Genomic DNA, 12,975 nt, shown 5'->3' on the forward strand with positions numbered 1-12,975 from the left:
CCTCCTAAGCATCTCTATTTAATCTTCCGGTAAATTTTTTCTATCCGGTCCAGCGGCTCGTAGGAATCACTATAATCGGTAAAATGTATGGATTCCTTGGCCCCAAGCACCAACACACCAAAATGACTCAAGCTATCATAAAACAACCCATGCACGTGGTTGCGAAGTTCGTCGTTAAAATAGATCATGACATTCCGGCAAAAAATAACATTGAACTCGTTAAAGGACCGGTCAGTCGCTAAGTTGTGCTCCGCAAAAATAATATTTTTCCGTAAAAAAGGATGAAACATCACTGAATCATACTTGGCTGTATAATATTCAGAGAACGATTGCGTGCCCCCGGACTCCAAATAATTTTTGGTATACAGCTTCATTCTGTCGATCCCGTATACGCCTTCCTTCGCCTGCTGTAAAGACAGGTTATTCATATCCGTCGCATAAATGCGGGCCTTATCATATAAGCCTTCTTCATGCAGCAAGATCGCCATAGAATATACTTCCTCACCTGTGGAGCAACCTGCATGCCATATTCGAATGTACGGATACGTTCGCAAAATAGGAATGATTTTCTGCCTAAAATTCAGAAACAGCTCCGGGTCACGGAACATCTCGGTCACCGGAATGGAAAGGCTTTGCACCAGTCTATCGAAGGCGCTGCGATCATGCAGCACCTTCTCCTGAAGTCCTGATATCGTGCTTACATTCTCGGACTGCGCATGATAATAAACACGCCGCTTAATCGATGGCAGAGCGTAGTTACGAAAATCGTAGCCGTACAGCCGATGTATACCTTCCAGCAACAGCTCAATCTCAATCAATTCCCGCTCAGTATCATTCGATTTCACTTCATTAGCAGCATTATCCGCCATATCCTTAGATGTCATAATCTCTCTCCAATTCCTAAATAGGTTTTGCCTGTGCCGCTCCAATCATGTGTCGATTTATATTACCCAATTTTTTGGGTTACGAATACAACCACACCCGCATTAATGATAAAAGCTGTTCGGTTTGAATCGGTTTTTTTACATAATCGGAAGCGCCTGCCTCAATACACTTGGAACGATCATCCTTCATGGCCTTGGCTGTCAGGGCAATAATAGGCAACTTCTCGAATTGTGGCATTAGCCGGATACGTCGCATCGCTTCATATCCATCCATTTCCGGCATCATCATATCCATCAGAACCAGATCAAAATCAGGTGTCTGTTCCAGCAGTTCCAGTGCTTCTCTTCCATTTTCCGCAAAGGTAACCTCCATACGATAGCTTTCCAGCACGCTGGACAGAGCAAATACATTGCGAATATCATCGTCTACCAACAATATTTTTTTATCTTCAAACAGTTCTTCCTTGTTGTATAGCTTCTGCAAAATTTTGCGTTTATCCTCAGGAAGATTCGCCTCTACACGATGCAAGAACAACGTTGTTTCGTCTAAAAGCCGTTCCGGCGATTTAACATCCTTAATAATAATAGACTCTGCATATTTGCGAAGTTGCGTTTCTTCTTTGCTATCCAGATCTTTGCCTGTATAAATAATGATCGGCAAATCAGTTAGCTGCTCGTTCTCTCGAATACGATCCAGCAGTTCAAAACCAGTCATGTCGCTCAGCATCAGATCCAGTACCATGCAGTCATACCGCTGAGTAGCCAGCTCATTCAGTGCTTCCTGACCTGTCGATACCGCCGTAATGGCAACATCATCATGATCGATCAGCTCAATAATGGATTTACGCTGATTATCATCATCTTCAACCACAAGGAGACGTTTGACCATTTGGTCCGTATACGATTTTATATGTGAAAATGCCTTATCCAGACTTTCCTTCGAGGAAGGCTTTTTGAGATAGGCAATCGCGCCCATCATTAAGCCCTGCTTCACATCATCTATGACCGAAATAACATGCACTGGAATATGACGTGTTGATGAATTTCCTTTTAGCTCACCCAAAATGGACCATCCATCCATTACAGGTAATTGAATATCTAGTATAATAGCGTCCGGCAAATAAGATTGAGCCATGTTGAGCCCATCGTCTCCTTGGAGAGCGATCAGTGCTTTAAAGCCCCGGCTACGGGCCATATCGTACAAAATATTAGCAAAATTAATATCATCCTCAATAATCAGCAGCACTTTATCCTGCGAGGTAATCTCGTTTCGGTCGTCCCCCGGATGTATAATGTCCTCCGCTTTGTTTTTCGAAGGCATCTGATATAATGGCAACCGTTTAGCAGGCATAATCATGGGAAGGTCCGTTTCTACCGAGGCTGCGACACTCTCAAAATCCGAATTCACATCCGCACCGTTAAATTCCTCTCTCGAATGAGACTCCATATCCTCAGCCGTTGGTGTTTGTTCCGGCAAATACAATGTAAAACAACTGCCCTGTCCCTGCTCGGATACCACCGTAATAACGCCGCCCAACAATCTGGAAAGCTCGCGGCTGATCGACAGACCTAGTCCTGTCCCCCCATATTTCCGGCTGGTTGTACCGTCTACCTGCTGGAAGGCTTCGAAGATCAGATCCGTTTTATCGGAAGCAATCCCAATGCCCGTATCACGCACAGATAGAGCCAGATAGGATCTTCGTGGATTTAGCAGACCAGGAAGCTGCTCTCCGTTTGCCCGAGATACAATGAAACTAATAGAACCTTCCGTGGTGAACTTGAAGGCATTAGACAGCAAATTACGTAAAATTTGTTTGAGACGATAACCGTCACTGATAATGGCATCTGGCAAGTTCTCTTCGATTTCGGTATGCAGTTGAAGCTCACGTTTGGCTGCGACCGGAGCAAAATTCTGCTCCACAAACAGTTCCAGTTCCTTCAAATGGACCGCTTCATGGTTAATATCCATTTTTCCAGCGTCCACTTTGGATAAATCCAGAATTTCATCAATCATTTTCAACAAATCCGCGCCTGACATATAAATGGTTTGTGCATATTCCACTTGCTTTGGCTTGAGATTGCCTTCCTTGTTCTCAGACAAGAGCTGAGAAAGAATAAGCAAGCTATTTAGCGGAGTACGCAGCTCATGAGACATATTGGCCAAAAACTCGGATTTGTATTTGCTTGTAATTCCTAGCTGCATTGCCTGTTGCTCCAACTGAGCTCGTGCATGTTCGATCTCGTCGTTCTTTTCTTCCACTTCTCGAACTTGTTCTTCCAGCGCTCTAGTTTTGGCAATCAGTTCAGTATTAAAATGCTCCAATTCTTCCTGTTGACGCTGTAACAACTCCTCTGAACGCTTGAGCTCCTCTGTTTGCTCCTCCAAATTTTCGTTGGAGCGCTTGAGTTCCTCTTGCTGAGTTTGCAGCTCCTCGGACTGGCATTGCAATTCCTCAGTAAGTGCCTGGGATTCGCGCAGCAATTGCTCTACACGCATCCGTCCCTTGATATTGTTCAGAATGATCCCCAAGCTCTCTACTAATTGAGCAAATAGCTTCGTTTCCAGATCACTGAAGCGATCCAGTGACGCTATTTCTATAGCACCGATGCACTCATCCTCGAACAAAATAGGGAAAATCATAATTCCCACTGGCTTACTTTCTCCTAAGGCAGAGCCTATGGACAAATATCCGTCAGGAGCCTCTGTAATCAAGATCGGCTTACGATCCAGAACACATTGTCCGAGCAATCCTTCGCCCACATGGATAACGTCCCTAATCGAATTTTCGCCAGTCACCTTTGCATAGGAGCCGTATAACTTAAAACGGTTGTCTTCTACATCTTTTCCTTGCAAATAGATGGCTCCATAGCTGCCTCCCAAGATGGGCGTAAACTCACTAATGAACATCTGAGCAACCTGCTCCAGTGAATTCACACCACGGAACAGCTCAGTCACCCGAGCAGTATTGGCATTAAGCCAAGTTTGATCCTTCTGCGTTTGAAGGACAGAATGCTCGAATTTCCGCTTTTCTTCCAAGTCCCCGGCCATTTGTTGAAATACACGAGCGACCTCACCGATTTCATCTTTGGAGGCAACACTCATTCGGCTGATGGCCCTGTACTTTCCCTTGCCAAAACCATTAATCATGAGACTAACGATATTTAGACCTTTGGCAATGCTTGGGAGCACCCACAAAATAACCAGTAAGCCCATGATCAGACCGGCGGCCATCAGAATTGTGGTAATCTGTACAGATTCCTCATAGGCCTGATTGGCTTGCTTCATGTCGTTATCAATCTCCCGATCCTGAAAAACGGCAAGGGCATTAATGCTGTCCATTGCCTCCTCTTGAGCAGGCAAACCAGTACTATTGCGGAAAGCGTTAGCCTCATCAATGCGATCTTGTCCCAGCAAGGAAACTAACCTTTGTTCGTAACTTAGAAATTCATTCCAGGCGACGGCTACCCGATCAACCTGCTGCTGCTCTTCACTGGTGCCTGAGTTTGTTTGCAGACTTGCCAGCACTTTCGTTCCAGTAGCGGAAATATCATCGAGCTCACGTTTGGCCTCGCCGACGGAGGAGCCCGGATTCAAAATCAGGTTGGCCATAACTTTGGCCATATCATTCACCTGACCGCGAATAGCCGTTGTTTTCCGGACCTTCACATATCGGTCCTGGTAAACCTGATTCAGCTGCTCATTCAGGCTCCCCATACGGTCATAGCTGATTAGCGTCAGCACAAGGAGGATCGCCATAAGCGATCCAAAGCCGATCAGCAGTTTATTTCTGATTTTCATGCAAGCTCTCTCCCTCTTTCAATGAAATCCAGATCAGGCACTTATCATCATCGCGATCCTGTGGCGCCTCATTACGAAAAAATGCATCCAGCATCGCTTCTTCATTCCAATCCTCATACTTACGTAGACACTCAGTCAGATACTCCAACTGCTCTTCATATTCACCTTCCACCGCTTCCAGCAAGCCATCCGTATACAAAGCGATATGTCCAGTTCCTTCATAATGAATCGTGTGCATTTCTGCATCAATCTTATCAAACAAACCAACCGGGCTACATGCACGGTCAAATTTGGTAATGCTGCCATCCTGGTTGAACAGCAAACCGGGAGGATGTCCCGCATTTACATAGTCAATTCGCCGTGAACGGGTATCAATCACCATATAAATCGCCGTAAAATAATACTGTACCAGCTGCTTGCCCAGATCCAGTTGATTAAAACGACGATTCAGCTCTTGTATGACTTTCTCAGGCTCCACATATGTGGTCACCGTATCCTTAAGTACAGACGCAATGAACATGCAGAACAGCGAGGAAGAAATGCCATGCCCCATCATATCAAGCAAAATGATGGCATATCGCCCCTCCCCTAACGGATACCATGAATATAAATCCCCTGCCAGTTCAAAGGAAGGCTGATAGAGCGCATTCACTTGCAGTACCGGGTCCTGAATGGCAGGACTAAGCACCGCCTGCTGCACCATCGCGGCCAGCTTCAACTCATCCTGAATTCGCTGATCCCGATCCTTATGCCAGTCCTTCTCCTGTTTGAGACGCAAAGCAGACCGGATTCGCGCCATTAGCTCTACCTTGTTGATCGGCTTCGTGACATAATCGACGGCTCCCACATCCAGAGCTTCGGCCAATTTTTTGGAATCGCCTACTGCCGTTACCATAATAATCGGGATATCTTTTAAATGCTCATATTCCTGCACAATACTGCAAGCTTCAATGCCGTCCATTTCAGGCATCATCATGTCCAGCAGCACCAAATCAATATCTGAAGGACGGGGTCGAAGACTAATGGTACGATCGCCGATTCCCAGATGCTCCAACATTTCTGCGGCCGAGCTAGCAGAGATCACATCCCGATAATTTTCTTTTTTCAGTATTTCACGAATAATAATGACATTCGTCGGGTTATCGTCAACAATTAGAATTCTCATTGGCCTCTCCTTATCTGTAACTCATGTATTATACTATACCTGCTTAAACGGCAACACCCTTGTTCATTAGAAGTAGTGTTTCCGTAAGAAGGCATTCCAAAAACATAGATAAGGAATGAGGCTGGAACCCCATTCCTTATCTATGTTTTTGGAGGACCCGCGAAACACTTGTGCTGCGGTCAACATCCTCTTTTTCGAATCTAATGCCACTCTGCTTTTATGGTGAACAGCAATATCACGCTTTTTTAGCAATGACCAGCACTTTACCCTGATCCAGTTCTTTTTCATAAAAGTCAGCTTCGGTATCTGTAAATCCCAAGGAAGTAATTTTAGCGCGAAGCTCATCGCCGCGGGAACGGAACAAGTTGGCTAATGAGTCGAAAACGCCCTCTTCCTTAATCCCGATTTCCTTGGCATCCACTGTATCGGCAATACGATCTGTCCGATCCTGATCATGAGCGAGCACGAACACATCCTCATAACGATAGCCCGTGTTACGCAACTCATTTACTGCTTCAACGGCTTGTACACCGTTATCTACCACTTTGGCATAAGATTTATGATTGGTCTGATTCATGTTTCTCACGCTCCTTTAAGGATTGACTTCTCTGACTATTACACTTCACACATCCATTTGAAACTTCCATGTTATGTCACGCCTCGGAAAAATCAATTACCATTCCGTTTCATCAAAAAACTCAACATACTTAGGTTTATCAGACGTCTCATCCATAAACACTTTGATTGCACGTTGTCCACGTACATAGACCTCTCCGTCTTCCGCCGTGAATTGCGAGCCACCCAGCGCCTGATCCAGCGTTTTCCGTTGCAGTGGCAGCCACTCATCATTTACCTTGATTCGACCGGCAGCAGGGTCTACATGCACATAAGAAACGACGTCCTCACGCATACCAACTACAACATCTGGATATTGGTATTCTGTAGAAAGCAGCAGCATATCCTTTTTGACTCGTAGTGGCTTGCCCAGCTTTTTCAATACATCGGCACGTGTATCATCCAAAGATATGCCATTTAAGGTATGAAAATCTGCTGGTACAGCATGTGGAGCGGGTATCGTCTGCACAGTCCTAACCATATGCCCCGCTGTTTGCGGGGAAACGGTTTGCTGAACCGTATCCTGTCCGGAAAAGGGAGTGAGCAAACCAGCAGCTAGTAATAACGTCTTCATCATAAATCTCACCCTTTCAATGAATTTCCTGTAGTTTACGGTTCAGCCACTATGCTACTGACGCATTTTCTGCCACACCCCAGCAGCGATGTCTACATAACCCAACCAGTTTTTACCCGGCTTGGCCGCAGGCTCTTCATAAGTCGCATTGTAGCTCTGAACCGTCCGCTCCGTTGCGGTCAAAGGTCTACTCGATGTCGTTGCCTTAATCGCATTATCCGTTCTGGAAGTATTACTCGCAGCGCTATGCGATTTCTGAAACCGTGTCATTAACGCTGTTGAAGCCTGCTTGGCAGCCAGCGTCACTTCGCTGAGTACCTCCCCCAAGTTTCTAACCGATTCCATCACTGGCTCCACTTGCTTCAATTTATGATCAACATCTGCGGTGATGTCATTCGCATGTCGAACCGTTTGTTTTACTTCATAACTCAGTTCATCTACCGTTTTTTGCACATCCTGTAAGGTTTGAGTCACCTTATCCAGTGAGCCTTGTGCTGCTTTCAACGTTTTAATGAGGAAAATAACGAGAACTGCAAATGCGATAGCAATAATAAAAATGCTGACCTGTGTTAACATGGCGTAACCTCTCTTTCGTCTTTCACGATGATGTTTATGATTACTGCATAGTTACCCTTTAGATTCAGACACGAAACAACGTCCAGGCTGGCTTCTTCTCCGCTCCAAACGTTATGATTCACGGACTCTCGCACCGTTTAAAACAACATATAACGATGGCACAGCCACGAGTAATCTATAGAAGTCACCGTCATCTGCAACCACGCTCTATCGGGGCGTGAGTATGCCACATTATATACAATTAAAGGAGGATACAGAACATGCTAAAATGGTCCGCTTTATTCTTAATTTTTGCTGTGATCGCCGGAATCTTAGGTTTTTTTGGTATCGTCGTGTCCATAGCTGCTACAATCGCTAAAATATTATTTGTGATATTTCTGGTGTTGTTCGTCATTTCACTCTTTACCGGAAGAAGACGGGTTTCATAGTTATCGGATGCTAGCTGTACAAAAGCAATATTCTAATGTTTATAAAAAAAGGATGTTCCCACCCTGGTCAACAGGGCTGTGGAACATCCTTTTTTGATGCAGCTTTTTTAAGGTTAACGGCGCTTTTATTGAATCACGCTGCCCCCAAACAGGAAACGGTCCTGCCAAGGCTTGCTGAAATCCGTAACTTTTACACCGCCACCCGCTACAGAAAACGTATGGAGAAGCTTGTTGTCTCCCAAATATACAGCTACGTGTGTAATCGTTTGGGAGGAATTATCCAAGGACGTGTACGCCCCAGAAGATGCATTATAATTTGTAAAGAAGAGTAAATCGCCACGCTTCAGCGTAGTCATGTCCATATTCGGCTGACTGTTTTGCTTGATCCACTCACCCTGTGAACGGGAATCTGCCGGAAGCTGGATACCTACAGCCTGACGGAAAATTTGACGGGTAAATGCCGAGCAATCAAAAGTAGCCGTACTGTTACGATCCGAACCATATTCATATGGAGTTCCGAGATAAGTCATCCCCGTATTAATAACCTGCTCTATTGCAGCCGCTGCATCACCGGAAAACATGTTCGTAGTTGACGCAGGAGATGCTGTCACAGGTATTGCGGTAGTATCAGGAGTGGTTGTCACCGGAGCAGCCACAGGCTGCTGCACAACAACGCCCTCACCAATACGAATATACTGTGGAGACGAGCTGACATAGCCCACCGTACCATCAGCATTGGTAACCTTGAACCAATAGGCATTACTTGGATCAGTAATCGTAACGACATCCCCTGCATTCAAATAGCCCAAAACCTCGGAAGAAGTGGATGCCTCCGCCCGCAAACGAACGGACGTTTGAATCGTGGCTTTCGTTTGACCGGCAGAACTATTCACTGAGGCTACAGCCTCTTTAGCTGAAACATTTTTAACTGACTCTGCGGCTTCCGGTTTACGGCTGGCAGATGAAGTGACAGCAGCAGCGACGCTGGTAGCGCCAACTTTTATGTACTTGTCGGAGCTGCTAGTATATCCGGTTACTCCATCAGAAGTCTTGATCTTGTACCAATAGCTGTTTGTTTTCTCCAATACCGTTACGGCCTCTCCCTGCTTCATAAAGCTGACTACATCCCCTGTAGTCGAAGGACCAGATCTAAGCTTTACAGCCGCCTGAATAACCGCCTTCTGTCCTGTGGATGCTGTTGATGCCGCTGCGTCAACCTGACCCGGCGCCACATGAATTGCTGCCAACAGCGCGGCTGACGTCATGAGCATTCCCATCACGCGTCTTCTCAATGTTGCACCTCCTGGCTGTTTTTACGAATTTGAAGAGCATATCCAATTCCGACGAATATAGCCGGACATGCCTTCATTATAGTAAAAGCAGCAGGAAGAGAGATATAATCCAAACGTCACAAAAGGAAGCGTATACGCCTTTTGCATATAGGTCTAAAGTCACTTTTAACACTAACTATTCAATAATTAATCTATAATTTGGGTTCTACATGGACATGGACATGCATCGTATTATGAACCTCTTGCAGACGTTCCTCAATCCGGTCGCTGATTCGATGCCCTTCAATCAGGCTGAGTTGTGGATTGACCTCAATGACCACATCCACCAGCGCATGATTGCCATGTACACGTGCCTTAACGTCCCGAATTCTCTCTACTCCAGGTATACAGGCAATCGTACTCCGTAAGTCAGACAGTTCTTGCTCATCAAATCCATCGGTCAAGCTGTGCGTGGAATCCTTAAAAATATCCCACGCTGTTTTACAAATGATGAATCCTACCGCGATCGCAGCTACAGTATCCAACCAGGGTAGCCCGAACTGTGCACCGATGATGCCCACTGCTGCTCCAACACTGACAAGTGCATCCGATAGATTATCCTTGGCCGCTGCCAGCAAAGCCTTATTGTTAATTTGCCGTGCCAGTCTGTTATTGTAAAGGTACACTCCCAGCATAATCATTGCACAAATCACAGCTACACCCGCGGAGGTGATATCCGGTATTTGCTTTCCGCCCTTGAAAATGCTCCCGATCCCATCAATAAGCACCTGCAAACCGACGACAGCCATAATAAAGGACGCCAGCAGCGCCGCGATCGTTTCTGCCCGAAAATGTCCATAGGCATGGTCAGAGTCCGGTGGCTTTTGGGAAATTCTCAGTCCAACCAGTACAGCAACCGACACTACAATATCGGTGACATTATTGAAGCCATCCGCCCGCAACGCGCTAGAAGCAAATATATATCCGCTAATCAGCTTAAAGGCGGACAGCAAGAGATAAGCAGCAATGCTCACCCACGCCCCACGCTCACCTTTTCGTATCTCTTCATAGACATTTACCACAACGTAGGACACTCCTTCAAATATATAGTTCCCAGCAGAACGATCTCACCGGGCCCAAAAATAAAAATAGCAGCGTTGCTGCCCTGAATAATATCAATTTTCTTTGGTTAACTGTTATTTTCAGGATAGCAGACGAACTTTGTGTGGGTCTAGAGAAACAGTCTTTCCGCTCTGCATCGCTGTAGTAACAACGAAAAAGTATTGCCAGGCCCCATTCCTGTAGGTTATACAAAACATTTTTTCCTTCACGCAAAAAACAGAGGTTTTCTCTTCCAACCCACCCCAGATGTGTGTTATCATTGTTGCCCTTGTCCCTTCTTTTAAAAACGTATAAAATGAGGACACAGCCGCGTTTTTATTCAATCCAGCATGATTGACATGAATTTGGCGGCAACAGGAGGAATTTATTCATGAGCGATGCTAATGAACCACGTAAAGTTAATCTCGCAGATGCCATTCGGGAAAAGCTGGCACAAAAAAAACAGCAGTCCGGCGCTTCACAGCAGGGCGGCTTTCAAGGCGGTTCCGCCAAAACACTGAAAAGCCAAAATACGAAGAAGCCGAACAACCAACGCCGTCGTACAGGCGGATCATAAGCCACCCCATAGTATATATATTGTACGCAAAATCGGACGAGGTCTATCTTACCTCACTCCGGAACCGAGTAAGCTATGGGCATAACACAAAAACGAAAAAGAGGAGTCTCCCCGCCATCTAAATGGCCTAAGGAGCTCCTCTTTCGTTTATCTAGTTGTTGAAGTTAGCCGGTTTGGATATTTAGCCGATTTCTACCGGATACATACGTTCACGCAATTTTGTGATTTCTTCATTTTCCAAGTATTCATCATAGCTCATCGTACGGTCGATTACGCCGTTTGGTGTAATTTCCACGATTCGATTCGCGATCGTTTGAATAAACTGGTGGTCATGGGATGTGAACAATATAGTACCGTCAAAATCAATCAGACCATTGTTCAGCGCTGTAATGGATTCCAGATCCAAGTGATTGGTCGGTTCTTCCAGCAACAGCACATTGGCACCGTTCAGCATCATTTTCGCCAGCATACAGCGAACCTTTTCGCCCCCGGACAGCACACTTGCTTTCTTAAGCGCTTCTTCTCCAGAGAAAAGCATACGTCCCAAGAAGCCGCGCAGGAACGTTTCGTCCTGATCCTTGGAATATTGACGCAGCCACTCCACAAGATTCATATCCACACCTTCAAAATAGGTGGAATTATCTTTCGGGAAATAAGCCTGGCTAGTTGTAATCCCCCAAGAGAATTCTCCGCTATCCGCTTCGATCTCGTTCATCAACACCTGGAAGAGCGTCGATTTAGGCATGCCGTTCGGGCCAACAAACGCGATTTTATCGCCTTTGTTCACAACCAGACTGAACTCATTCAGCACTTGCTCGCCTTCAACAGTTTTACTGAGGCGGTCTACTGTCAGGAGTTGTTTGCCTGCTTCGCGTTCAGGCTTGAAGTTCAGGAAAGGATATTTACGGTTCGATGGACGGATGTCATCCAACGTAATTTTATCCAGTTGTTTTTTACGTGAAGTAGCCTGTTTGGACTTGGAAGCATTCGCAGAAAAGCGCTGAATAAAGGCTTGCAGTTCCTTGATCTTCTCTTCCTTCTTCTTGTTGGCATCACGAGTCAAGGCAAGCGCAAGCTGGCTAGACTCATACCAGAAGTCGTAGTTTCCGACGTACATCTGGATTTTGCCAAAATCAATATCCGCAATATGCGTACATACCTTGTTCAGGAAGTGACGATCATGGGATACAACGATGACGGTGCCTTCATAGTCCATCAAGAAATTTTCCAGCCATTGAATGGATTCGAGGTCCAGGTGGTTGGTAGGCTCATCGAGCAGCAAATTGTTCGGACGACCAAACAACGCTTGAGCCAGGAGAACACGTACCTTGTCATTACCACTCAGCTCAGACATGTTCTTGTCATGCAGGTCGCGGGGAATACCAAGACCGATCAGCAAGGAAGCTGCATCTGGCTCGGCATCCCATCCGTTCAGCTCCGCAAATTCACCTTCAAGCTCACCGGCACGTAGACCGTCCGCTTCGGTAAATTCCGTTTTGGCATACAGCGCATCCTTTTCCTTCATGATTTCATACAGACGCGTGTGGCCCATAATAACGGTTTCCAGAACCGGGAATTCATCGTATTCATAATGGTTCTGCTTGAGGACTGCCATCCGTTCACCCGGTGTCATGTGAACCTCGCCAGAATTGGCTTCAATTTCACCGGAAAGAATTTTCAAAAAGGTGGATTTACCCGCGCCATTCGCCCCAATCAGGCCGTAGCAGTTCCCAGGAGTAAATTTGATATTTACGTCTTCAAAAAGTGGGCGTTTACCATAACGAAGCGTTACGCCGCTTGTACTGATCATATAAGCATACCATCCTTATCATTAGTAAAGTGCTAAACACAAAATTACCGACGGCAATAGTATAACACACAAAAGATCGGATTCGAACCGTAGTATAAGTATAACCGCCCCTGAATCTCATCCAATATCTTATAAATAAAATAAAAAATGCTTCTGTCTCCACCATTGTCGCCTG

General features: G+C 45.7%; 11 protein-coding genes. 2 read left to right on the forward strand and 9 right to left on the reverse strand.

What is annotated here, in order from left to right; translation table 11 throughout:
* Nucleotides 1-14 precede the first annotated feature (14 nt).
* From ACUUJN_RS22130 to ACUUJN_RS22155, 6 genes are all read right to left on the reverse strand, one after another.
* The gene (locus ACUUJN_RS22130) at nucleotides 15-884 is read right to left on the reverse strand and encodes a CheR family methyltransferase (RefSeq protein ID WP_023990274.1); all 870 of its coding nucleotides are present in this window, start codon (nucleotides 882-884) and stop codon (nucleotides 15-17) included.
* A 79-nt stretch (nucleotides 885-963) separates the two neighbouring features.
* Nucleotides 964-4,683 carry a response regulator gene (locus ACUUJN_RS22135; protein WP_484668930.1) on the reverse strand — a complete coding sequence of 1,240 codons (3,720 nt, stop codon included), beginning with the start codon at nucleotides 4,681-4,683 and terminating at the stop codon, nucleotides 964-966.
* Nucleotides 4,667-5,848, reverse strand: coding sequence for a PP2C family protein-serine/threonine phosphatase (locus ACUUJN_RS22140; RefSeq protein WP_023990276.1), 1,182 nt, complete (start codon nucleotides 5,846-5,848; stop codon nucleotides 4,667-4,669). The genes ACUUJN_RS22135 and ACUUJN_RS22140 overlap by 17 nt, the downstream gene beginning before the upstream one ends.
* 235 nt (nucleotides 5,849-6,083) lie before the next feature.
* Nucleotides 6,084-6,425 carry a YflT domain-containing protein gene (locus ACUUJN_RS22145; protein WP_023990277.1) on the reverse strand — a complete coding sequence of 114 codons (342 nt, stop codon included), beginning with the start codon at nucleotides 6,423-6,425 and terminating at the stop codon, nucleotides 6,084-6,086.
* Between the two features lie 96 nt (nucleotides 6,426-6,521).
* Nucleotides 6,522-7,040 carry a hypothetical protein gene (locus tag ACUUJN_RS22150; protein WP_034095094.1) on the reverse strand — a complete coding sequence of 173 codons (519 nt, stop codon included), beginning with the start codon at nucleotides 7,038-7,040 and terminating at the stop codon, nucleotides 6,522-6,524.
* 51 nt (nucleotides 7,041-7,091) lie between these two features.
* On the reverse strand, nucleotides 7,092-7,613 hold the full coding sequence (locus ACUUJN_RS22155) for a DUF948 domain-containing protein (RefSeq protein WP_338532825.1): 522 nt from the start codon (nucleotides 7,611-7,613) through the stop codon (nucleotides 7,092-7,094).
* Between the two features lie 260 nt (nucleotides 7,614-7,873).
* On the opposite strand from ACUUJN_RS22155, the gene ACUUJN_RS22160 reads away from it, so the two are divergent.
* Entirely contained in the window at nucleotides 7,874-8,041 is a 168-nt protein-coding gene (locus tag ACUUJN_RS22160) for a DUF1328 domain-containing protein (protein WP_023990280.1), read from the forward strand.
* Nucleotides 8,042-8,166: 125 nt separating this feature from the next.
* Here ACUUJN_RS22160 and ACUUJN_RS22165 read toward each other — a convergent pair whose 3' ends face one another.
* Nucleotides 8,167-9,333 (reverse strand): C40 family peptidase, encoded by a 1,167-nt coding sequence (locus tag ACUUJN_RS22165; protein WP_028541845.1) that lies wholly within the window; start codon nucleotides 9,331-9,333, stop codon nucleotides 8,167-8,169.
* 191 nt (nucleotides 9,334-9,524) lie between these two features.
* Complete coding sequence (locus ACUUJN_RS22170; RefSeq protein WP_068938239.1) at nucleotides 9,525-10,394, reverse strand: cation diffusion facilitator family transporter; 870 nt, start codon at nucleotides 10,392-10,394, stop codon at nucleotides 9,525-9,527.
* Between the two features lie 410 nt (nucleotides 10,395-10,804).
* Here ACUUJN_RS22170 and ACUUJN_RS22175 point away from each other — a divergent pair, with 410 nt between their 5' ends.
* On the forward strand, nucleotides 10,805-10,990 hold the full coding sequence (locus tag ACUUJN_RS22175; RefSeq protein WP_013311941.1) for a hypothetical protein: 186 nt from the start codon (nucleotides 10,805-10,807) through the stop codon (nucleotides 10,988-10,990).
* Between the two features lie 181 nt (nucleotides 10,991-11,171).
* On the opposite strand, the gene ACUUJN_RS22180 is transcribed toward ACUUJN_RS22175, so the two are convergent.
* Nucleotides 11,172-12,800 carry an ABC-F family ATP-binding cassette domain-containing protein gene (locus ACUUJN_RS22180; RefSeq protein ID WP_023990284.1) on the reverse strand — a complete coding sequence of 543 codons (1,629 nt, stop codon included), beginning with the start codon at nucleotides 12,798-12,800 and terminating at the stop codon, nucleotides 11,172-11,174.
* Between the last annotated feature and the right edge of the window lie 175 nt (nucleotides 12,801-12,975).

The sequence above is a fragment of the Paenibacillus sp. LRG-1 genome (assembly GCF_057220305.1).

Bases quoted from the DNA above. Each gene is read 5' to 3' on its own strand.
- ACUUJN_RS22130 (WP_023990274.1), bottom strand. From the start codon at position 884: ATGACATCTAAGGATATGGCGGATAATGCTGCTAATGAAGTGAAATCG.
- ACUUJN_RS22135 (WP_484668930.1), bottom strand. From the start codon at position 4,683: ATGAAAATCAGAAATAAACTGCTGATCGGCTTTGGATCGCTTATGGCG.
- ACUUJN_RS22140 (WP_023990276.1), bottom strand. From the start codon at position 5,848: ATGAGAATTCTAATTGTTGACGATAACCCGACGAATGTCATTATTATT.
- ACUUJN_RS22145 (WP_023990277.1), bottom strand. From the start codon at position 6,425: ATGAATCAGACCAATCATAAATCTTATGCCAAAGTGGTAGATAACGGT.
- ACUUJN_RS22150 (WP_034095094.1), bottom strand. From the start codon at position 7,040: ATGATGAAGACGTTATTACTAGCTGCTGGTTTGCTCACTCCCTTTTCC.
- ACUUJN_RS22155 (WP_338532825.1), bottom strand. From the start codon at position 7,613: ATGTTAACACAGGTCAGCATTTTTATTATTGCTATCGCATTTGCAGTT.
- ACUUJN_RS22160 (WP_023990280.1), top strand. From the start codon at position 7,874: ATGCTAAAATGGTCCGCTTTATTCTTAATTTTTGCTGTGATCGCCGGA.
- ACUUJN_RS22175 (WP_013311941.1), top strand. From the start codon at position 10,805: ATGAGCGATGCTAATGAACCACGTAAAGTTAATCTCGCAGATGCCATT.
- ACUUJN_RS22180 (WP_023990284.1), bottom strand. From the start codon at position 12,800: ATGATCAGTACAAGCGGCGTAACGCTTCGTTATGGTAAACGCCCACTT.